Annotated in this window: 16 protein-coding genes and 5 tRNA genes; 9 read left to right on the plus strand and 12 right to left on the minus strand. The window is 39.5% G+C overall.

Annotated elements, in window-relative coordinates; translation table 11 throughout:
- The first annotated feature begins 3 nt into the window (after positions 1-3).
- A complete protein-coding gene (locus H4J65_RS11570) occupies positions 4-1,584 on the plus strand; it encodes a cation:proton antiporter family protein (protein WP_182136294.1) in 1,581 nt (526 codons plus the stop codon).
- 699 nt (positions 1,585-2,283) lie between these two features.
- Here H4J65_RS11570 and H4J65_RS11575 read toward each other — a convergent pair.
- The 5 genes from H4J65_RS11575 to H4J65_RS11595 form a co-directional block, all read right to left on the minus strand.
- Positions 2,284-2,359 (minus strand) — tRNA-Glu (locus tag H4J65_RS11575).
- 92 nt (positions 2,360-2,451) lie between these two features.
- Positions 2,452-2,527: transfer RNA gene (locus tag H4J65_RS11580), tRNA-Glu, on the minus strand.
- Between the two features lie 137 nt (positions 2,528-2,664).
- Positions 2,665-2,740 (minus strand) — tRNA-Glu (locus H4J65_RS11585).
- 146 nt (positions 2,741-2,886) lie between these two features.
- Positions 2,887-2,962 (minus strand) — tRNA-Glu (locus tag H4J65_RS11590).
- A 130-nt stretch (positions 2,963-3,092) separates the two neighbouring features.
- Positions 3,093-3,168: transfer RNA gene (locus H4J65_RS11595), tRNA-Ala, on the minus strand.
- 398 nt (positions 3,169-3,566) lie between these two features.
- Here H4J65_RS11595 and yvcK point away from each other — a divergent pair.
- Entirely contained in the window at positions 3,567-4,496 is a 930-nt protein-coding gene (gene yvcK, locus H4J65_RS11600) for a uridine diphosphate-N-acetylglucosamine-binding protein YvcK (RefSeq protein WP_182185174.1), read from the plus strand.
- Between the two features lie 144 nt (positions 4,497-4,640).
- Here yvcK and dcd read toward each other — a convergent pair whose 3' ends face one another.
- Both dcd and apbC read right to left on the minus strand, forming a co-directional pair.
- On the minus strand, positions 4,641-5,234 hold the full coding sequence (dcd, locus tag H4J65_RS11605; protein ID WP_182136292.1) for a dCTP deaminase: 594 nt from the start codon (positions 5,232-5,234) through the stop codon (positions 4,641-4,643).
- Positions 5,235-5,373: 139 nt separating this feature from the next.
- Positions 5,374-6,465: an iron-sulfur cluster carrier protein ApbC gene (gene apbC / locus H4J65_RS11610; protein WP_182198281.1), complete on the minus strand. Its 1,092-nt coding sequence runs from the start codon at positions 6,463-6,465 to the stop codon at positions 5,374-5,376.
- Between the two features lie 120 nt (positions 6,466-6,585).
- Here apbC and metG point away from each other — a divergent pair, with 120 nt between their 5' ends.
- The 5 genes from metG (at position 6,586) to H4J65_RS11635 (ending at position 13,343) form a co-directional block, all read left to right on the plus strand.
- The gene (gene metG / locus H4J65_RS11615; RefSeq protein WP_182136290.1) at positions 6,586-8,706 is read left to right on the plus strand and encodes a methionine--tRNA ligase; all 2,121 of its coding nucleotides are present in this window, start codon (positions 6,586-6,588) and stop codon (positions 8,704-8,706) included.
- 235 nt (positions 8,707-8,941) lie between these two features.
- Positions 8,942-11,065: a cation:dicarboxylate symporter family transporter gene (locus H4J65_RS11620; protein ID WP_182198282.1), complete on the plus strand. Its 2,124-nt coding sequence runs from the start codon at positions 8,942-8,944 to the stop codon at positions 11,063-11,065.
- Between the two features lie 58 nt (positions 11,066-11,123).
- Positions 11,124-11,552 (plus strand): Rcs stress response system protein RcsF, encoded by a 429-nt coding sequence (gene rcsF, locus H4J65_RS11625; protein WP_182198283.1) that lies wholly within the window; start codon positions 11,124-11,126, stop codon positions 11,550-11,552.
- Positions 11,549-12,301 (plus strand): tRNA (N6-threonylcarbamoyladenosine(37)-N6)-methyltransferase TrmO, encoded by a 753-nt coding sequence (gene tsaA / locus H4J65_RS11630; RefSeq protein ID WP_182198284.1) that lies wholly within the window; start codon positions 11,549-11,551, stop codon positions 12,299-12,301. Before rcsF ends, tsaA begins: the two co-directional genes overlap by 4 nt.
- Positions 12,302-12,434: 133 nt before the next feature.
- Positions 12,435-13,343 (plus strand): DMT family transporter, encoded by a 909-nt coding sequence (locus H4J65_RS11635; protein ID WP_259367599.1) that lies wholly within the window; start codon positions 12,435-12,437, stop codon positions 13,341-13,343.
- Positions 13,344-13,407: 64 nt separating this feature from the next.
- Here H4J65_RS11635 and H4J65_RS11640 read toward each other — a convergent pair whose 3' ends face one another.
- Both H4J65_RS11640 and H4J65_RS11645 read right to left on the minus strand, forming a co-directional pair.
- On the minus strand, positions 13,408-14,712 hold the full coding sequence (locus tag H4J65_RS11640; protein ID WP_182198285.1) for an amidohydrolase family protein: 1,305 nt from the start codon (positions 14,710-14,712) through the stop codon (positions 13,408-13,410).
- Positions 14,713-15,230: 518 nt separating this feature from the next.
- Positions 15,231-15,725 carry a peptidylprolyl isomerase gene (locus tag H4J65_RS11645; RefSeq protein ID WP_182136285.1) on the minus strand — a complete coding sequence of 165 codons (495 nt, stop codon included), beginning with the start codon at positions 15,723-15,725 and terminating at the stop codon, positions 15,231-15,233.
- A gap of 762 nt (positions 15,726-16,487) precedes the next feature.
- On the opposite strand from H4J65_RS11645, the gene H4J65_RS11650 reads away from it, so the two are divergent.
- On the plus strand, positions 16,488-17,450 hold the full coding sequence (locus tag H4J65_RS11650) for a sensor domain-containing diguanylate cyclase (protein ID WP_182198286.1): 963 nt from the start codon (positions 16,488-16,490) through the stop codon (positions 17,448-17,450).
- 417 nt (positions 17,451-17,867) lie between these two features.
- Positions 17,868-18,632: an MBL fold metallo-hydrolase gene (locus tag H4J65_RS11655; RefSeq protein WP_182198287.1), complete on the plus strand. Its 765-nt coding sequence runs from the start codon at positions 17,868-17,870 to the stop codon at positions 18,630-18,632.
- Positions 18,633-18,645: 13 nt separating this feature from the next.
- Here the strand turns inward: H4J65_RS11655 and H4J65_RS11660 are convergent, their stop codons facing one another.
- The 3 genes from H4J65_RS11660 to H4J65_RS11670 all read right to left on the minus strand — a co-directional run bounded on the left by H4J65_RS11660 (position 18,646) and on the right by H4J65_RS11670 (position 21,940).
- Complete coding sequence (locus H4J65_RS11660; protein ID WP_182136282.1) at positions 18,646-18,813, minus strand: hypothetical protein; 168 nt, start codon at positions 18,811-18,813, stop codon at positions 18,646-18,648.
- 475 nt (positions 18,814-19,288) lie between these two features.
- A complete protein-coding gene (locus H4J65_RS11665; protein WP_182198288.1) occupies positions 19,289-20,299 on the minus strand; it encodes an alpha/beta hydrolase in 1,011 nt (336 codons plus the stop codon).
- A 174-nt stretch (positions 20,300-20,473) separates the two neighbouring features.
- The gene (locus tag H4J65_RS11670; protein WP_182198289.1) at positions 20,474-21,940 is read right to left on the minus strand and encodes an NAD(P)/FAD-dependent oxidoreductase; all 1,467 of its coding nucleotides are present in this window, start codon (positions 21,938-21,940) and stop codon (positions 20,474-20,476) included.
- Positions 21,941-21,943 lie beyond the last annotated feature (3 nt).

The raw sequence follows: 21,943 nt of genomic DNA on the forward strand, positions 1-21,943 counted from the left end.
AACATGGAATTTATTTGGATCGGTTTTGCTTTTATTTGTGGTTTATTAACCAAATTAGTGGCTCTACCACCCTCAATCGGCTATTTAGCGGCCGGATTTATCTTACTATTTTTAGGCTATGAAGCCGATGGCATGGTCAATGTATTAGCTGATATTGGCATCACCTTGATGCTATTTACCATTGGCCTGAAACTCAATATAAAAGACTTACTCAAGCCAGAAGTTTGGCTTGGCAGCTTAAGCCACAGTGTTTTATGGTTATTGATTGGACTCGTACTGTTAAAAACCATCGCCCTTATTACTCTTCCTTTTGTTAGTGGCTTAAGTCTCACTACATCAGCACTAATCGTATTTTCATTAAGCTTTAGTAGTACGGTATGCGTTGTTAAACTTATGCAAGAGCACGGTGAAATGCGCGCCCGCCATGGGAAACTGGCGATTGGCATATTGGTGATGCAAGACGTCATTGCGGTGATATTTCTTGTCGTCGCCACCGGTGAACTACCTAGCCCTTGGGCGGGCTTGTTACTGCTTTTAATACCATTAAAACCCTATATTAACAAAGTCATTAGTAAGGCAGGCCATGGCGAACTTATTCCATTAATGGGCTTTTTTATCGCTTTCGGTGCTTATGAGTTATTTGAATTAGTTCAAATCAAGGGCGACTTAGGTGCGCTTTTAGCGGGTATGTATTTAGCTTCTCATAGTAAAGCCAGTGAAATAAATAAGTCATTACTGAGTTTTAAAGATTTATTCTTGATTGGTTTTTTCTTATCGATTGGCTTTACTGCCCTGCCCACACTAGAGATGCTTGCTATAGCGTCAGTATTAACCTTGTTACTACCCGTTAAATTTCTGCTGTTTTTCTTTATTTTAGTCAAACTTAACCTCCGTGGTAGAACCGCATTTTTATCGGCGTTAGCGTTAAGTAATTATAGTGAATTTGGTCTTATTATTGCCGCACTTAGCACTGAAGCAGGCTGGCTATCTTCCGAGTGGCTAGTGATATTGTCATTAGCGGTGGCATTATCCTTTATTATTACTAATGTACTTTATAACTTTGCCCATGATTACTTTGCCAATAATAAAGAAAAATTTAAGCGCTTTGAAAGTAAAAAGCCTTTAGTCGAAGATGATTTTGTTCAGCCTTGCGAAGCACCCATTGCGATTATTGGCATGGGCCGTGTTGGTATCGGCGCTTATAGAGCCTTGAGTGCTCAGATAGACGATCAAGTTTGGGGCTTAGACACAGATAAAGACAAAGTAAAATGGTTAAATGAAAACGGTATTCACACCTATCTGGGTGATGCTGAAGATGCTGACTTTTGGGAAAAAATTGATCTGAGTAAGATTGAACTAACACTTTTAGCACTTCCTTCTGTGCAAGACATTAAAAATATAACCGCGCAAATAAGGCGCACTAATTATCAGGGTAAGATCGCCGCTATTGCGCGTTATGATGATGAACTGATCACCCTTGAAAGCTTTGGCGTAGACAAAGTGTTTAACTTTTATAACGAGGCTGGTGTAGGTTTTGCTGAAGAAAGCTTGAGTTTAATTAACAAGCGGAATCGAACTCAATAGGCGAGCTATAAGGAATTAACCCCTTGGGTCGCCTACCCAATAATTAACCTTGTTGATTAAAACTCAATAAGGTTAATTATTCAAAGAGTGTATTGCTCCTTACGTCCCCGTTCATAGTCACCTCGGTAACTCCTACTACATTTTACTCTAATCACTCAGATGCTTGTAAGAACATGGCTCCACGGCATTGCTAAAGCCTTTAACGTCAGCGCAGGTACTTATGTTTAGTCGGCAACCATAAACATGTGCAATCAATCCCAATAACGTTTCTACTTCTCCTGCAGCCCTTCTTCTTTTTTCCCTGCCCTAAATTATTTTATTATTTTTTACAGGGAGGAGTGAATGAGAAAGGAACGAGTAGAGTCGTAAAAAATTTAAGCGCAACAGATCAGCTGATATTTTATTTTTCCTGCTGTTCTCCTTCTTTTCTCCCTGTGAATTATTTAATTATGTTTTAAGGGGAGGAATGAATGACAAAGGAATATGTAGAGGCTTAAAAATATTTAGATCTGCTGCATTCCTACCAAGTGGGTCAATGAGAATAAACACTGGAAATTTAACCTCATAATGTGAGCACCAGCGACTTTATATTGGATATTGGATAGTTGATAAATTTTAGGCATAAAAAAACCGACATAAGTCGGTTTTTTTACTTCACTTTTAAACACTGTTTATTTTGACTAAAAGTAAAATAATAAGTGGCATCCCTAAGGGGATTCGAACCCCTGTTACCGCCGTGAAAGGGCGGTGTCCTAGGCCTCTAGACGATAAGGACACTAAAAATTATGATAACCGTTCGATAACGATTTCATGTTTTGTAGTTGATTGTTAAATATTATAAATACATTTACCAATCTAAGTTAATGGTGGCATCCCTAAGGGGATTCGAACCCCTGTTACCGCCGTGAAAGGGCGGTGTCCTAGGCCTCTAGACGATAGGGACACATAAATACCAATAGAACACTTAAATATAATGTTACTGTATAAAGCTCTAGCCTAGTGAACTTATAGTAACCCTACATATTCTATAGTATGTGTCAAAAAAACACTTACCAATAAACTTGTCTAACTAAAAATGAGTGGCATCCCTAAGGGGATTCGAACCCCTGTTACCGCCGTGAAAGGGCGGTGTCCTAGGCCTCTAGACGATAAGGACACATTGTAAACTCGAAACACTTAGTATAATAAAATCGTAAAAAGCTCTAGCCTAGTGAACTTATGATTTAGATTATATATTTCTTGTTTGTGTAGTAAAACACAACTCATTTTCTTTTTTACTTCCGTAGAAGTCTTCCGAAGAAGTGGCATCCCTAAGGGGATTCGAACCCCTGTTACCGCCGTGAAAGGGCGGTGTCCTAGGCCTCTAGACGATAAGGACACTAAAACGATAAAACAAAATATAAAATATTTTGCTTCTGTAGTCCGACAACCTCGCGGTATATCCAACTACTTTATCTTTTTAACTATTTTTCATTTACGTTATCAGCACAAATGAATAATAATATTATTGGTGGAGCTATGCGGGATCGAACCGCAGACCTCTTCACTGCCAGCGAAGCGCTCTCCCAGCTGAGCTATAGCCCCACATCGAAATAAAATAAGTGGCCTAATACTTACCCTAATTCTTCTCTCAATAAGTAATCAAGTTACTCGTTGAAAGCGAGGCGCATTCTAAGCAGCGACCAAGATACTGTCAACCCTTATTTTAGATATTAGGTCATTTTTTTAAAAGATTTTATCTAACTGATTATTTATAATACAAGTTGACTAAATTTTGTCTTATCAACTATTTAAAAGCCCGATATTTTATATAATTCACGGGTGTTGAAATAACAGCGTTGTTGTTACTGATAATTTCTGCTAAAAACAAGCTGTAAATAGGGGGTTATCTCGCTAAAAGCGTTATAAACTATAGCGAGTTGCTTTATTTATAGTAAATAAAGCGTTATTGTTAATCATCAATTAAAAAAAATAATAGTTATATGCAGCTAAAAGAACTCAATGTTGTTGCGATTGGCGGTGGCCACGGTTTAGGGCGTGTACTTTCTACCCTGTCCTTTTTAGGAAATCAACTCACCGGTATCGTTACCACCACAGATAATGGTGGCTCTACTGGCCGTTTAAGAAAACGCAGTAGCTCAATCGCTTGGGGCGACTTACGCAATTGTCTTACTCAGCTAGTTGATGAAAAATCGGTCGGCAGCCAATTGTTCGATTTTCGCTTCAACGGTAATGATGAACTCGGTGGCCATAACCTCGGTAACTTAATTCTTTATGGTCTAGGAGAAATACACTCACGCCCGCTTGATTCTATTAAACTTGTTCGACGGTTATTAAGAGTTAAAACCCCCGTATTGCCTATGTCTGAAACCCCAACAGATTTAATGGCCTTTTATTCAAAAGGCCGCTGTCGTATCGGTGAAGTATCAGTTGATAATATGTCAGAGATGCCAAAAAGTTTAATGTTAGCGCCGTTAGTTAAAACCTTGCCCACTTGTGTAGAGGCCATATTAAATGCCGATTTGGTTATTTTAGGACCTGGCAGTTTTTTGACCAGTGTTATACCACCGTTACTCGTGCGTGATATTAGTAATGCATTAAACCAAACCAATGCTCATCGCGTGTTCATTGATAATATCGTCGCTGAAAATAGCCCTGCTGCTGCGTTGTCATTAGATGAAAAATTAGCTTGGATTGAAGAAAACGTCGGTTGTCTGCCAATTGATAGTGCGATATGTCACGATGCTAGCATCACATCGACACGTATAGATGTTTATCATCATGAACTCAGTAGTGACACCGTTAGTCACTTTCATAGCCGTGATAAGTTAATTTCGGCATTAAATTTTTGTATTTCAAAAGCAAGTAACCGCGCTGAAACAATGCAGAAATCCCTAGTTAATGCGAGCTAACGATTATTTTTCCACAGTTCAGCCGTTAGCGTAAGTCGAAATAAAATTTTAAAAGATTAAATGCGAATAATTAAAACCAAAAAGCCAACGATTATCTCGTTGGCTTTTTGTTAGCATTAATGTTTTAAAGTTTTAAATTTTTTGCTAATTATGACTCTCATCTTGACTAATGCGGCTGGCAACAGCGCCAATTTGATCTTTATATTTTGCATCCTCACGTTTGTTATAAGGACGTTCGGCACTTGACGACATGGTTTCAAAGTTAAGCGCTGCAATTTTCATTTTTGGGCGCAATGCCAAAGGTAATTTGCCGCTGTTATAAAACTCCAACACTATTTGACCTGACCAACCGGGATCAATTCGATGAGCGGTAACATGCACCATAAGGCCTAAACGTGCCAATGATGAACGACCATCTAACCAGCCAACGATATTGTCTGGTAAGGTTACTGACTCATAAGTAACCGCCAATGCTAACTCTCCCGGATGCAGAAAAAAAGCTTCGCCGTCTGGAATATAAATTTCCTCGCTCATTACCGCATTCATCGCTTTTTGCATTTCGTCTTTTGGGCCGCTTAAGTCGATATAAGGCGCCGTGTGATCTTGAAAGACGCGAAATTCATTGCCTAAGCGAATATCAACACTGACCCCAGAAATCATACTGCTATCTGGCGCTGGCGAAATCCCGATCTGTCCTTTGCGAAGGCTTTCTTCTATATCTTTGTCACTTAATCTCATGATTATTCTTCTTAAACTCAGTTGTTATACCCATTAAGTTAATCAATTCAGCGCGTAGCGAGAACAATTTTAATTGGTATTATGTCGACAAAAAGAACGTTGTATTCTTTTTGTATCTTAAAATGATCTTGCTTTTACTTTATTCAACGAGCACTTTCGCGGTTGTTGGGCTGCGCATATCGAGTTGATAGTATAATTGCGCAGCAACTTTGCGCGCTATACTACGATACAGCAGCGCTACTTCTCCAGTGCTATTTTCATTTATTGCACAACTACCGTTATCAGCGTCTTGTCGAATACGAATGTCGAGGGGGAGTTGTCCGAGTAATTGTGTTTTTGCCTCATTAGCGATGCGCTTGCCGCCGCCATCACCAAATAAGTGCGACTGATGACCACAGTTTTCACACTGGTGATAACTCATGTTTTCAATAATACCGAGTACAGGCAGCTTTACTTGCTCAAACATCGCCATACCTTTAATGGCATCAGCTAAGGCAATATCTTGCGGCGTAGTGATCACCACAGCGCCTGCTACTGGTACTTGCTGCGCTAAAGTTAATTGAATGTCACCCGTGCCCGGAGGCATATCAACAATCAGATAATCCAAATCAGGCCAGTCAGTTTCATTGAGTAATTGCGAAAAAGCTCGACTCGCCATTGGGCCTCGCCACACGGTAGCCTTGGCATCATCCACTAAAAAGCCGATTGACATAGCACTTAACCCATTTGCCTCAAGTGGCGTGATCAATTTACCATCATTTGAACTGGGCTTTGCGCCCTTTAAACCCAACATGGTAGGTACCGAGGGACCGTAAATGTCTGCATCTAAAATACCGACGTTACATCCTTCGGCAATTAACCCATAAGCTAAATTAACCGCGGTGGTTGATTTACCCACACCGCCTTTGCCAGAAGCAACCGCAATGATATTTTTTATACCTTTAATGCTGTGTTCTCTAACCGGCTCAACATGGTATTCAACATCAAAATTAACCGGTTGCTGCACTAGTTCTGTCAATTGTTCTGCAATATCATGTAGTTCACCGTCACATGGGAACGGCAGTGACATTTTGATCAGGATAGTTTTTTTAGCCATCACCATAGTGACAGCCTGAGCAATAATAAGGGGGCCTTGAGGGAAAATATCGGAGCGGTAGGCATCAAGAAAAACATTAATAGCCTTTTGGCTTTCAACACTGACTACATTTTTAGAAAAGAAATTTGATAACATAGTTAAAACGCACTTTTTATCTAGCCTTTATAACATAAAGGTGATAATTCTTAATGAAAAGTAACCACAAATTCTGTACCATTCCCTGCATAATTACCACCAATAATATGTAAACTTTATATGTCGTTATCAAAGTCATCTGTGCAATCTGCAGAGAAGCGTAAAATTTTAGTTACTTGTGCCCTCCCTTATGCCAATGGTTCTATTCATTTAGGCCATTTATTAGAACATATTCAAACTGATATTTGGGTTCGTTTCCAGCGTATGCGTGGTCATGAAACTTACTTTGTTTGTGCTGACGATGCTCACGGCACGCCTATCATGTTAAAATCACAAGAGCTTGGTATCACACCTGAAGAGTTAATCGCGGGTGTTCGTGAAGAACATATGGCGGATTTTGCAGATTTTCATATCAGCTATGATAATTATCACTCTACGCATACCGATGAAAATAAGGCCTTTGCTGAAGAAATTTATAACCGTTTACATGCTAATGGTCATATAAAAACGCGTGTTATTTCACAGCTATATGATCCAGAAAAAGGCATGTTCTTACCTGATCGTTTTGTTAAAGGCACTTGCCCTAAATGTAAAAGTGAAGATCAAAACGGTGACAGTTGTGATAACTGTGGTGAAACTTATTCCCCTATGGAAGTGTTAAACCCACGTTCAGTAGTTTCTGGCGCAACACCGGTATTACGTGACTCAGAGCATTATTTCTTTGACCTGCCGGCTTTTGGCGACATGTTACAAGCATGGACTCGCAGTGGCGCACTACAAGAAGAAATGGCCAATAAGTTAGCTGAATGGTTTGAACAAGGCTTGAAACAGTGGGATATCAGTCGTGATGCGCCCTACTTTGGCTTTGAAATTCCCAACGCACCGGGTAAATATTTCTACGTTTGGTTAGACGCCCCCATTGGCTATATGGGCAGTTTTAAAAATCTTTGTGATAGAACCGGTATCGACTTTGATGCTTTTTGGCAATTGGACTCAGAAGCTGAGCTTTATCACTTTATCGGTAAAGACATTATTTATTTTCATAGTTTGTTCTGGCCAGCCATGCTTGAAGGCGCCGGCTACAGAAAACCAACCTCGGTTTATGCTCATGGTTTTGTTACCGTTAACGGTGCAAAAATGTCTAAATCGAAAGGTACCTTTATCAAAGGTCGCACTTATTTAGACCATTTAAACCCTGAATATCTACGTTATTACTACGCCGCAAAACTGACGCACCGTATTGATGATTTAGATTTAAACCTTGAAGATTTTGCCCAAAGAGTCAATTCAGATTTAGTTGGTAAAGTGGTTAATATCGCGTCACGTTGTGCCAGCTTTATTACTAAACGCTTTGACGGCATGCTGTCAGAAAATATTGATAACCCCGCCTTAGCTGACGAAGTCATGGCCGCAGGTGATAGTATTGCTTCACATTACGAGTCACGAGATTTTGCTCGTGGTATGCGTGAAATCATGGCACTGGCTGATAAAGTTAATGAATACATCGCTATTAAAGAACCATGGCAGTTAGTTAAAGACGAAACTAAACAACAAGAAGTGCAAGACATTTGTTCGCTTGGCATTAATATGTTCCGTATCTTGATGATTTACTTAAAGCCAGTACTACCCATTTTAGCTGACAGTACCGCCACATTCTTAAATGACGAACTTATTTGGGCAGGCCATAAAACGCTATTAACTAACCATAAAATCAATAAGTTCAAAGCGTTATTACAACGTGTTGATATGGATAAAGTTAATGCGATGACTGATGCGTCAAAAGACAATTTAGCCGTAACAACTGAAGCAGCTGAACCGAAAAAAGATAAAAAAGCAGAAAAGAAAAAATCAGCGCCTGAGAAAACACTCACCGGTGAGCCATTAATAGATGATCCTATTTCGCCTGAAATTCAGTTTGATGATTTCGCGAAAATAGACTTACGTATTGTAAAAATCGTTAATGCTGAACACGTTGAAAAAGCCGATAAATTACTGCGTTTGACGTTATCTTTAGATAACCAAGAAGGTGGTGAAACACGCCAAGTGTTTGCCGGGATAAAATCTGCCTATCAACCTGAAGATTTAATTGGCAAGCTCACCGTGATGGTGGCTAATTTAGCGCCACGTAAAATGCGTTTTGGCATGTCAGAAGGCATGGTGTTAGCCGCGGGCCCGGGTGGTGAAGACTTGTGGATACTTAATCCAGATGATGGCGCACAAGCAGGCATGCGCGTTAAGTAGTCAGTAAACCACTACTTTAGGCGTTAATCGCCATTAAATTAACACCACTAATGAAGGCAAACCTTGAACATAGACAAGGGTTTGCCTTTTTAATATCTTGTATCGCATACCCGTTCCACCTCAATATGCAGTTTCAGCGCTTAGTTTGTAAGGGTAAATCTATAGCTTGATGTGGCGCCAGTAACTCCCTTTAACTCTGCAAATTAATCATGCAGCAACATAATTATCAGCCAATATGACAACAGTTAAGCTCAGTAAAATATCTTTATCTAGCCAAATTATATTTGCCATGGTGATAGGGCTCATCATAGGTAGCTTTGGCGTAACCTTATATGCCATGGTAAGCCATCTTGCTGATGCCTTTGTTATGCTATTGCAAATGACAGCGCTGCCTTATATTGCCTTGTCACTTATGGTCGGTATTGGCGGTTTGTCTGCTAGCAAAGCTAAGTCTGCGCTTAAAAGCAGCGTAATACTGGTCATATTGCTAATCGCACTGATGTTATGCTTTATTTTAATGGCGCCATTATCATTTCCTAATTGGCAAAGTGCTGAATTTTATAGCGCTAATACGATAAAAGTGAGTCAAGAACTTAATCTTGTTGAACTCTTTATTCCGTCTAATCCTTTTAATGCCTTCGCTAATGCGGTGATCCCTTCGGTGGTGTTTTTTAGTGTTTTTATTGGTGTTGGCTTAATGCCAATTAAAAATAAACGCCAAACCCTCGCCGTGCTAGGCAACTTAAAACAGTCGGTCAGTAATATTAGCAACCTAGTAATGCGTTTTGCCCCTGTTGGTGTTTTTTGTATTGGTTGGCGCGCCGCAGCAACGCTTGATGCTTCGCAACTCGATGGCTTAATGATCTATGTTGCTAGTGCCTTAGTGTTAGCACTTTTGCTGTGTTTTGTGGTGTTTCCTGCCCTGCTCGCCACTATTACCCCTTTTGGTTATCGTGCCATTTTAAAAGCATCAAGAGAAGCTATGATCACGGCATTCGCCACCGGCAGTTTTTTTGTTGTTATACCGATCATTGTGGAAAAAACCAAACAGTTAATCGCCTCACAGTATCCTAATATTGACAATGTGGATAAAGTCTCTGATGTCATCGTACCTATTAGTTATAGTTTACCGGTTGGCGGTAAACTATTGTCGCTGCTATTTGTTTTGTTTGCCGCATGGTTCTCTGGTGCTTACATTAGCTTTGAAGATTATGTGAAGTTAGTGGTGATGGGTATTCCGCAATTGTTTGGCACTAGTACTTTGGCCATGCAAAATCTTTTAGAGTTATTTAACGTTTCTCATTCAATGTTTGATTTCTTTATTGTTTCTGAAAACTTAGTTGTCGGTCGTTTATCGGCACTACTTTCAGTAATTTTTGCCAGCTGCCTACCTTTACTGGTTGCAACAAGTATGGCCAAGGCTTTTCGCATCAAGAAAAAAGCCTTAATTAGAAATTTAGCCATTATTCCCCTCTTATCTGTTTTTGCCTTCATCAGCTTAAAGTTTGCTTTTAGCTCAATTAGTTATCAGTACGAAGGCTATGCGAAATTTATAAAACGTGACTTTCTCATGGAAAGCGTTCACAGCATATATTTAGATGATGTCCAGGAAAGTAACGATATTATTCAGCCCTTTGCTGGGGTGCTTACTCGCATAAAACAACGTGGTTTTATCCGCGTGGGTTATTTTCGCGACGATTTGCCTTATTCATTTCATAACAATAACGGCAAACTGGTTGGCTTTGATATTGAAATAATGAACCAGCTCGCCATTGATTTAAATGTTAGCCTTGAGTTTGTTAAGGTATTTCGCCATCAGGCAGAATCATTATTAAGCTCAGGTTATCTAGACATCACCACAGGTGTGCCGGTTATTCCAGATAACATGATGAGGTTTACTTTAACCATGCCTTACAGCGAGCAAAGTCTGGCTATTATCGTTAAAGACAAAAGGCGTGCGGAATTTACCCACTGGGATAATATTCTCCAGCGAGATGATCTCATTTTGGGTATTCCTGAAAACTTTTATTATGAAAAAGCCATTGCTAAAACATTCACGCATGGCAAAGCTTGGGAAATATCAACACCGCGGTTATTCTTTAAGCCCGAATTTTCCCATATTGATGCCATGCTTTTTGGCGCGGCAGCATCGTCGGCTTGGACCCTGCTCAAGCCAAGCTATACTGTGGTAGTCCCTAAACCTGAGTTAGCGCCACTTTACATGGCCTTCCCGATTAATAAAAATGATCACAGCTTTGAACTATTTATGCGTAATTGGATCTCAATGAAACAGCAAAATAAAACTATTGATAAACTGTTCAATTATTGGATTAAAGGCGATATGAGTTTAGTGAAATAAGATGTTCAGCTTTGACATCAACATCAACGTCAACATAAATAAATACGGGTTTTAAAAAATGCTTAAAAAACATAAAACAGCACCAAAGTTAGTTAAATACACCACTAGTATCACAGTACTGCTTGTATTGTTAACTGCAGGTTGTGCAAAAATAAATGACATATCAACAAACTTAGACCGGGAAAATTTCAAAAATTATTTTTCCCCGACCACAGTAAAAATAGTGACAAGTGAAAAAGAGTTTACCGGTCACTATAAGTTTCTCGGTTTAGTTGAAGGCGAGTCCTGCCAAGAAAAAGCTTATCATGCGGTGCCAAATGAAATTGATGCCCGCACAGAAGCACGACGCCAAGCCTATAAACTTGAGGCAAATGCCATCATTTTTAGCCAGTGTGTGATGATCGAAACAGATAAAGCCGCAAAATATTGCGTTGCTTCTACTGTTTGCTATGGCCGTGCCTATAAGGTTGAGCAAGATAAAAAATGACTGATAGCGTTAATTTAAATATTATTGGGACTATCGACTCACCCTATAAAGAAAAATTTGCCATCCCTCGACAGCCCGGTATTGTTACCGCGGCTCAAGGGCAGTTGCGCCTAACGGGTTCGGCCAATAATGCTGAATTAGTAAGAGGCTTAGAGCAATTTAGTCATATTTGGTTATTGTTTATTTTTCATGGTACGCAGGCCCAAGGCTGGAAGCCTTTGGTACGCCCGCCACGTTTAGGTGGCAATAAAAAACTTGGCGTATTAGCGACTCGCTCAACGTTTAGACCTAACCCTATAGGTATGTCTGTTGTTAAACTTGACCGCATTGAACAACGTTTATCTGGGCAACAAGGCTCTCAGGTTATTTTGCATATTAGTGAATTAGACTTGCTTGATGGCACCCCGATAGTTGATATAAAACCTTACGTTCCTTATGCAGATATTGTCGAAAATGCTCATGGCGGCTATGCACAAGAACAACCCAGCAGTAATATTGACGTGGTATTTTCCAACGCAGCACGCCTTACCTTAGCCGACAACATCGGCCACTACCCAAGACTGCAAAGTCTTATCGAACAAGTATTAAGCCAAGACCCTCGCCCTGCCTATAAAAAAAATAGCACAGACGACAGAATTTACGGTATGACCTTGTATGATTTTAATATTAATTGGCAGATGACAACCATAGCAACATTGAATGTTATCGCGATCGAAAAAATCATCAGTATGACAAAAAGCATTAAATAACCTCAATGCGATTAACTCGCTTAATTTACAATAGCTGTCCGATTATCGCGACTATTCATTAAGCAACTATTCATTAAAAAACTATGCAAAACTCAATAAAACTCAGTTATAACTTTTTATCTAAGGATAGTCGTTGAAGACACTAAGTACCCTACATCATAAAGCCAGCATTGAACTGCTATTATTAGCCGCTATTTGGGGCGCGTCATTTATGTTTATGCGGGTCGGTTCGCCAGAATTTGGCCCGATAGTTTTTGCCACATTACGTGCGGGCATAGCGGCTATCTTCTTGATCATCTGCTTAGTTTTATTTAAAGAAACTAAAGCACTGAAAGGACGTTGGCGAGATATCTTTGTAGTTGGGGCGTTAAATACCGCAATACCCTTTACTCTATTTAGTTTTGCCACCTTAACGCTAACAGCGGGGACAGCATCAGTATTAAACGCAACAGCACCCATGTTTAGCGCTATAGTCGCCTACATATGGTTAAAAGATAAGTTAAGCCTAAGTGCCATGTTTGGCTTAGTTATTGGCTTTATTGGGGTGTATTTATTAGTGTCAGATAATTTACATTTCGACATTGAATTTACAGATAAATCAGTCGAAAATAATGCCTTATTGCCAACGTTAGCGGCTATGTTAGCCCCACTTTGTTATGGTATTTCCGCTAATTATACTAAAAAAAATCTCAGCACAATAAAACCGTTGGCCTTAGCTACTGGTAGCCAAATTGCCGCTACCGCAATGTTATTACCCTTGAGTTTATTTTTTATTCCTGAAACATTACCGAGCTCAAATGCCCTGTGGTCAGTGCTTTTGATTGGTGTTATCTGTACTGGCGTTGCCTATATTTTATTCTTTCGACTTATCGCACAACTTGGTCCCGCAAAAGCGATATCAGTAACCTATTTAATTCCTGCCTTTGGTATTCTATGGGGAGCATTATTTTTAGGTGAAACCATCAGCTTAATGATGCTGTTCGGCGGCGGTATTATTTTGCTTGGAGTTGCATTAACTACTGGGGTTCTGCGAAGAAAATAAGGCAATAAAAAGGCTGTTTAACACAGCCTTTTTCATCACTACGTCAATCTAAACGCTATTGAGATTACTTTTGTTTAACTACCTTACCTGCTTTCATCACAAAATCGACATCGAGTAGTTCATTAATATCGTTTAAAGGGCTAGCATGCATAGCAATAATATCGGCCACTTTACCCACGTCTAATGTACCTAAAGTTTCTGATTTGCCAATTAAGTCGGCGCCATTAACGGTCGCAGAAACTAAAATATCTTGTGGAGTCATACCCGCGGCAAACATTAATTGTGCTTCTTGGGCATTATAACCGTGTTTTGAAACGCCGCTGTCTGTACCGTAAGCTATTTTCACACCCGCTTTATATGAACGTTTGAAGTTTTCAATCATGTCACCACCCACACGAATAGCTTTAACGCGAATCGCTGGCGACATAAAGTCAGTGGTTTTCGCCATATTAACTACGGTATCTCCCGCCATCAATGTCGGGACTAAATAAGCACCACCTTGTTTAAAGAGTTTAATGCTTTCTTTGTCGGCATAACTGCCGTGTTCAATACTGTCAACGCCGGCACGTAATGCCGCATTAATACCAGCAGCGGCATGTGCATGACTCGCCACTTTACGCCCAAGCGAGTGCGCCGTATCAACCACTTCTTTTAATTCATCATCAGCCATTTGCTGACCCGTGCCGGTATCAGTATCGGATAAAACACCACCGGTAGAAGTAATCTTAATCACATCAGCACCAAACTTAATAGCATGACGAGTCGCTCGTCGACAATCATAAGGGCCATCACAAATAGTTTTTGCGGTATGTAGCGCCATCAAATCAGGCGCCATGCCATCAACATCGCCGTGCCCGCCAGTCACCGCGACACTGCTCCCAGCAGCAATAATGGTTGGCCCTGCTATCCAACCACGCTTGACACCATCGCGCAGCGCATAAATTTGTTCAGCACTGCTGCCTAAATCACGTACGGTGGTAAAGCCAGCCATTAAGGTTTTATGAGCAAAATAGGCACTTTTCATTAATATATCTGCATTAGATAAGTTAACTATATCACTGTCGTTATTAGGGCCAAGTTCACCTTGTAAATGCACATGCATATCCATCAGGCCAGCCATGACAAAACTCGATGATAAATCAATTAATTTTGCGTCTTTGGCAAAACGACTTATATCAACAAAGCCAGATTTAAGCTCAGTGACTTTACCATCACTTATCACTAAGGTTTGTTGCTTAAGCGGCGCCTTGTTGGCAGTAACTAATAATTCGCCCGCATGAATAACGGTCGTTTGCGCCAATGCTGACTGAGACAAGGTGGTACTCACGAGTAACGCTAGGGTGGTTAATGATGATTTTAATGTAAACATATTCTGGACCTTATTGTTATTTGATGACCTGAAGGTATTATACAAATTGCACTAAATGGATAACTTACCTTAACAGTATGGCAAAAAAATATAATATGAATTCGATAAACGGAAAGTTTATTCAGTTCAATAACAGCTAAAGGGAAAGCTCGCTGCTCTTTGACATAGACGCATAGGGATGTGCGAGATGTACTGATTCCGTGGAGCCATGAATGGCTAGGAACATCCATGTGATCTCAGCATACCGCTCGTCCTGAGCATCGCTGCTCTTTCACATCCATGTGATCGCAGCATACCGCTCGTCCTGAACATCGCTGCTCTTTCACATCCATGTGATCGCAGCATACCGTTCGTCCTGGGCATCGCTGCTCTTTCACATCCATGTGATCGCAGCATACCGCTCGTCCTGAGCATCGCTGCTCTTTCACATCCATGTGATTGCAGCATACCGCTCGTCCTGAGCATAAAAAAGCCGACTTAACGTCGGCTTTTTGAAGATATTTTGTTAATTACATCGCTTAGTGCTGATGACCGCCAGCGCCATGGGCGTGACCATGCTCAACTTCTTCAGCCGTTGCTTCACGTACGTCAGTAACGTCTAAATCAAAGGTCAGTACTTTACCCGCTAGTGGCGGATTAATATCAACGGTAACCATAAATTTACCCGCTTTAACAACAGTCACTTGGCGTTGACCATCGTCAGTGTTAACTACTGCTGTCATGCCCGCTTTCCATTTGGCACTTGGCGAGGCTAAACCTTGCATATGTTTTACCGGCACACGTTGAATAGCGTCTTCTTTACGCTCACCATAAGCGTCTTCTGGCTGTAAGGTTACTGAAAATTTATCACCCGTTTCTTTGCCTGTTAAAGCGTTTTCTACGCCGACTAACATATTTTTGTAACCGTGTAGGTAAGCTAGTGGCTCATTAGCATATGAGTTTTCTATTTCTACACCCGTTTCATCTTTAAGTATGTAGTGAAACTGAACAACGCTTTTATCAGTAATTTTCATTTTATTTCCAAACAAGTATTTAACATTAAACTGCCATCATAAAATGGCAAAAAATTGTGCATGAGTTTTGCCAAAGAGTTTAACAAAATAGTCATACCAATTGAATGAATGAATTGAGCACTGAGCGAAAATTATTTCAATGGCTATATTTTCTGCATTGAAGTGAGATTACCACTCACATTTTATCATTAGGTTAAACCGATGGTAGAAGGGTAACTAAATGGGGATAAATTAATGCCATATTGGGTCTCTAGTGTCATGATAAATGAAAAAACCCTTCATTTTTTCGCTAAAAGTTTCAGGTTTACTGATAGTTAAAATAAAAACACCAGCACATACGACACATATTCAGCATCCTACCAAAGCGGTATTCGCACAATAAAATGATGCTAAAATTAAGCAGCAAGGTATCAAAAATGACAAGATAGTTTGAAGTGATCACGACAATAATTGAGGCTGTGGTCCACAAAAAAAGGTTTTTTAGTTATTTTTTCTGGCAGCCTTGTTGGTTAGATTTCTGCATTTATCAAGTTAATCTGATAATTGTAAACTGATAAATGCTTAAACGGATCTATAGTCATCCAAAAATAAAGTATAAGGCTTGTTATGAGTTGGTATAGCTTATGTTAATAATGATGTCATGTAACAAAATAAACGCTCCAAAAATAATTTCAGACTTATAACTCGCTCTTTTTTTGAAAGAAATTGTGTTGATTTACTGATATAGTTCAGAGAGTAAATGTTTAAATTAACTGGATCTCTATGATTAAGCCTCAATTCCCTAAAAATGAAGCCGAGCGATTACATGCGCTGAGAACGTTAAAGATCCTTGATACTTCACACGAAGAGCGATTTGATCGTGTGACTCGCATGGCTAAGCGCATGTTTGGCGTATCCATATCACTGGTCAGTATAGTTGATGAAGACCGTCAGTGGTTTAAGTCTAGCCAAGGACTTGACGCTTCAGAAACGCCTCGTGACATCTCATTTTGTGGACATGCTATTAATCAAGATGGATTATTTATCGTTCCAGATACTGCTAAAGATGAACGATTTTTTGACAACCCTCTTGTTACTGGAGCGCCAAACATTCGTTTCTATGCCGGTTATCCTTTAAAGCTTAGGCAAGGCATTAATATCGGTACTTTGTGTATTATTGATACTAAACCTAAAAACCTTGACGAAGAAGATCAGCAGTTACTTCAAGATCTGGGCGCTATGATTGAGCAAGAAATTAAATCTATTCAACTCGCCACGTTAGATGATTTAACCATGATTTCTAACCGACGGGGATTTTTGACTATGGTCGACCATAGTTTAAAAGTATGTCGACGTAATCAAATACCCATGTCATTTATATTCTTTGATCTCAATAAATTTAAGAGTATTAATGATGAATACGGTCACCATGAAGGCGATTTTGTATTAGTCACCTTTGCACAGATAATGCTGAGTTCATTCCGTGACTGTGATTTGATCGGACGCTTAGGTGGGGATGAGTTTATTGCTATGCTGAGTGACTCTGACAAAGCCAAGGCTGATCTAGCGTTAGAGCGATTTGCTATCGCTATTGATGAAGCCAATGAGACCTTAAACAAACCCTACAAAATTGAGTACAGTGCAGGTGTAAGAGATTTTCAGCATGACACAGATAGATCGATAGAAGAAATGATCCAAGATGCCGATGCAGCCATGTATGAGCACAAAAAAAGTAAAGTTAGATAGCTCTAAAGCTATAATACAGTCAGAAAATTCAAAAAAAATGAATAAAACGTCATTTTTATACCTAAGTTAGCCCTTCAAGGGCTAACTTTAAACACCAAAAAACCACTTTTTTTACATGAATGATTATGACTCAGCTTACCAACTCAGAGCTTTTTGCATAGCACAGCTATGGTGTCTACTCTCTCTATACCCCAATAAAAATCAGAATTTCATATCGACTGTTTAGCTATTTTTTGTGCTTAGGTGAGTATAATGGAGCCTAATATAAAGGATTAGGCAGCAGCCATTAAGATGACTAAACGATTAAATACCAGTAATGCAGTAAATAAAGCAACGACTCACTATCTGGTCTAACCTGTTGATACTTCATCAATAACAAGGTAGTTTAATAACAACTAAGTCACCATAGTCACTTTTATGCTCAAATTACACTGCTTAAATGGTTATATTCAAAATATTTATCTCGCCGAGTACCCAGATAAACTGCTATTGCTTGATGGTTGCTGTCGAGCTGATGTTGATATTTTAGAAGACTTTATCATTAACGAACTTAAACGTTCGATGTCGGATATTGCCTTAATTGTCGTGACGCATATGCACCCAGATCACGCAGGAGCGGCAAAGCTATTACGTAAAAAATATGCTTGTAAAATAGCGGCAGCGAATGTGCCAGGGCAATGGTATTCAGGCGTTGACGGTAAGTTAATGCACTTAACCGATATGTTATTAACTTTGTGGGTTGCGGGTCGCCAGAAAAAAGCTAAAAAGTTTATCTATTATTCAAGCTCGCTGACACCGGATTATTATCTTATTGATCAGGCAGTTTTACCTGGGTTTGAAGACTGGCAAGTGCACTTTACCCAAGGTCATACTGACCGAGATATATCTTTGCATCATCAAATAAGTGATCAAATTTATGTTGCTGATTTAATGGTTAAAGTCAGGGGCAAATTTATTCCACCCTACCCAGTTTTTTACCCTAATCGCTATCATAAATCTCTGATAAAAATTAAAGCCTTGAAAGTTGAATCTATACTTTTAGCGCATGGCGCAAAAGTTCAATTAACTGAACAGCAATGGCAACAGTTGATAGCGCTAGCGCCAACTCAACCTGTTACGCATTGGCGTTCAGTAAAAACAAAACTCAAACGGGTGTTACTAGGTAAGGATAACTCTGGTTAGTAGGTTTGACTTTCTAGCTTTGGTAAATCCAAGCTAAAAATGATTTTGACTCGTTTACGTTGGTAAATGAAATCAGTTTTGTACCGTTTTTATCGGTCACTGCCACATTATTTTTGTTAACAGAAATTGATCTAACGGGTGAGGCGATCGAATAGATCGTACCTTGGTATGTATAAGACATAATAAACTCTTTTAAAGTGCGTTTAAACGCATGAACAAAAGCTATATTATTGTATCGTGGAACTTTTTTATTTGAAAAAATAACTACTTTTTGCGATAAAAAACTCGAAAAATCAGACAATAATTTAAGCTTAATAAATTAAGTGATGACTAACTGTGAAAGGGAAAGGCAAAACGCGATTTTATAAACAATCGGTTAAATAGACTAGATGTGAATAATTAACGTAAAGAATATATCTTTAACAATTAGTAAAGTAAAGCTTTATTTTAACTTTTTATTATTACTTTTATGATTACTATTTATCGTGCCCTAGTTTACCCCGCACAACTGGGAAAGACCTTAAGAGGATCGCTTAAGGTAATAACTTAAGCGGCTACTTGAACAGATACTTGAACAGATAACACCCAGACACTAGATAGCCCTTCATAACAAAAGTCGCTTAGCGCTCAATAACTCTAGCCCACTAAACCGACAGTCAGTCATTAAATTTGTTTAATGCCATCGCCAAGTTATGCGTGGCTTTCATGGCGCGAGTACTTAACTTAGTGACGGAAATAAAACCATGCATGCAGTCATCATAATGTTCGTGATAGGTTTTTATACCTGCAGCGTTTAGTCGTTCTGCATAAGCAATACCGTCATCCCTGAGCGGATCATATCCTAGAGTTAATATATAACTTTCTGGTGACTCGCTAATATTTTTTGTTTGCAGTGGGCTAACTAATGCCAAAGTCACTTCATCTGGGGTATTGACATAATGACTGATAAAGTAATCCATCAAATCGCGGGTTAACATTAAATCTTTATTAAATTTTTGGTAAGAGCCGCTCAAACCTTGCATATCTACTATCGGGTATATTAAAAACTGAAATGTTGGTTTTACTTTAACCTGCACTGGTAGCTGTGTTTGCAGCGAATGCAATCCGATTATGCAGGCAAGATATCCGCCTGCGCTATCGCCGCCAACACCTAGGTATTTGGGATTAATATTAAGTGCTTCAGTATGGTCATTAATATAATTCCACGCATCAATGGCATCGCAAATAGGGGTGGGAAATTTATATTCTGGCGATAATCGGTAATTTACAGAAATAATATTCATCTTGCCATACTTGGCTAAATATCGGCAAAATCGATCATGGCTATTAATGCTACCAATAACGCAGCCACCACCATGAAAATATACTAAGGTTTTTTTAAGCTTTTTGCTTGTTGGATAATAGCGACGAATTTTTATGCTGGTGTTGCCGCTATTATGGGTACTAACCGGGATATTTAAATCAACAACTTGATACATTGCAATTTTTTTAAGACCAAGTAGCCGATCTAACAATGAAAATACAACTCTGAATATTTTTGGCGCTAGCTTATGCAGGGCCGGCATGAATGACAGCAGTTTAGCCGCCATTAATTGTTTTTTTTCTAATTGCTTACTCTGTAGTTGTGGGCTTTTCGATGGTATAAATTGCGGGTTGCTATCGTGCATGGTAAAGCGCCTTTTTATGATGGGTTAGCCAAGTTAACCACAAACTTTAATGGCTTAACACTTTATTATTAAGCCATTTATCTAGCCAGATAAAGGCTTAACTCGCTAGCGCAATAAACCGCTCTGTTAATATAATCGCTATTTTTAGTCATGGAACGGCCGGTGGTTTATTGATTAAAACGATCTGGTATCAATATGCTCCATCTGCGGCTCTTGCATTTCATCAACCCATCGCTGCCAAGTATATGGCCATAAAATGGGGTCGCCATCGGGATCTAAATACCAACTTTGGCAGCCACCTACCCAACTTGTGCCTTTTAATCCTTCTTTTACATAAGCATTAAAATCGTCAATGGCCTCTTGCTTAGCTTCAAACTCGTCAAATTCATTTTTACGCCATTTATTGATTACTTTAATCACGTAATCGCTTTGAACTTCACTCATGGCAATAACAGAAAAGTTACCTATGGGTGTGTTTGGCCCTAGCATTAAAAAAAAGTTAGGATAGTTGGCTAACATCATTGACCGGTATGCTTTTATTTTATGCTGCCAAGCGGTGTCGATATGTAAATTGTTACGCCCGATAAGATTCATTGGCCGCATAAAATTAAAGGCATTAAAGCCAGTCGAAAACACCAAAACGTCTACATCATGGTGTTTACCGTCTTTAGTGATAATGCCTGTTGCAGTAATTCGCTCAATGCCATCAGTCACTAATTCAGCATTAGGCTGTTGAATAGCTTTATAAAATGTTGTGTTGATAATTACGCGCTTGCAGCCTACTTGATAATTAGGTCGTAATTTATCTCGTAAGGCTTTATCTTTTATACTTAAGGTTAAGTTAGCATGACATAAAAAATTCAGTAAATGTTTTTGTATAAAGTGCCCGGTTACCGCTTTGGTAAAAATATGCTCTAAGAAGAATTTCCCTGCATTTCGATGCATTTTTGTAATCACGGGATAACGAGTCATGAGTTTTCGCATGGTGATTGAAAACTTAAAGTCGGGCAAATGCATTAACCATTGTGGTGTGCGCTGAAAAACAGAAACTTTAGCGCCGGCTTTAATCAGCTCTGGGATGGCCTGAGCGGCGGTTGAGCCAGTACCGATAACGCCAACACGAGTTGCCTCAGATATATTGACCTGGTGATCCCACTGAGCGGTATGAAACTTAGCACCTTTGAAGTCGTCTATGCCGGGGATGTCTGGAAATTTAGGATGATGCAGGATACCGGTCGCACAAACAATAAAATCAGCAATATAGCTCTTATCTTTACTGCTTTTAATCGTCCATTTACCTGCATTATATTTTGCGTCAGTAACTTCTTCGTTAAAGCGTATGTCGCGTTTCACATCATACTTGTCAGCCACGTGCTCAAAATATTGCTTTATTTCTGGTCCACGGGCAAAAAATCGGCTCCAATTTGGATTGGCTTCAAATGAATAGGTGTACATATGAGCCGGTACATCGCAAGCGGCACCCGGATAGGTGTTTTCGCGCCATGTGCCGCCCACAGCGTCTTTTTTTTCTAAAACAATAATGTCAGTAATACCGGCTTGGCGCAGCTTAATGGTCATTAAGATGCCGGTCATACCTGCGCCAACGATGACAACCGACGGATTTCGTTTTACTTGGCTCATGGG

The sequence above is a fragment of the Colwellia sp. MB02u-9 genome (genome assembly GCF_014077085.1).
Classification (GTDB): Bacteria; Pseudomonadota; Gammaproteobacteria; order Enterobacterales; family Alteromonadaceae; genus Cognaticolwellia.

Bases quoted from the DNA above. Each gene is read 5' to 3' on its own strand.
- H4J65_RS11650 (WP_182198286.1), top strand. From the start codon at position 16,488: ATGATTAAGCCTCAATTCCCTAAAAATGAAGCCGAGCGATTACATGCG.
- H4J65_RS11665 (WP_182198288.1), bottom strand. From the start codon at position 20,299: ATGCACGATAGCAACCCGCAATTTATACCATCGAAAAGCCCACAACTA.
- dcd (WP_182136292.1), bottom strand. From the start codon at position 5,234: ATGAGATTAAGTGACAAAGATATAGAAGAAAGCCTTCGCAAAGGACAG.
- apbC (WP_182198281.1), bottom strand. From the start codon at position 6,465: ATGTTATCAAATTTCTTTTCTAAAAATGTAGTCAGTGTTGAAAGCCAA.
- H4J65_RS11645 (WP_182136285.1), bottom strand. From the start codon at position 15,725: ATGAAAATTACTGATAAAAGCGTTGTTCAGTTTCACTACATACTTAAA.
- H4J65_RS11570 (WP_182136294.1), top strand. From the start codon at position 4: ATGGAATTTATTTGGATCGGTTTTGCTTTTATTTGTGGTTTATTAACC.
- H4J65_RS11670 (WP_182198289.1), bottom strand. From the start codon at position 21,940: ATGAGCCAAGTAAAACGAAATCCGTCGGTTGTCATCGTTGGCGCAGGT.
- metG (WP_182136290.1), top strand. From the start codon at position 6,586: ATGTCGTTATCAAAGTCATCTGTGCAATCTGCAGAGAAGCGTAAAATT.
- rcsF (WP_182198283.1), top strand. From the start codon at position 11,124: ATGCTTAAAAAACATAAAACAGCACCAAAGTTAGTTAAATACACCACT.
- H4J65_RS11655 (WP_182198287.1), top strand. From the start codon at position 17,868: ATGCTCAAATTACACTGCTTAAATGGTTATATTCAAAATATTTATCTC.
- H4J65_RS11640 (WP_182198285.1), bottom strand. From the start codon at position 14,712: ATGTTTACATTAAAATCATCATTAACCACCCTAGCGTTACTCGTGAGT.
- H4J65_RS11620 (WP_182198282.1), top strand. From the start codon at position 8,942: ATGACAACAGTTAAGCTCAGTAAAATATCTTTATCTAGCCAAATTATA.
- yvcK (WP_182185174.1), top strand. From the start codon at position 3,567: ATGCAGCTAAAAGAACTCAATGTTGTTGCGATTGGCGGTGGCCACGGT.
- tsaA (WP_182198284.1), top strand. From the start codon at position 11,549: ATGACTGATAGCGTTAATTTAAATATTATTGGGACTATCGACTCACCC.
- H4J65_RS11660 (WP_182136282.1), bottom strand. From the start codon at position 18,813: ATGTCTTATACATACCAAGGTACGATCTATTCGATCGCCTCACCCGTT.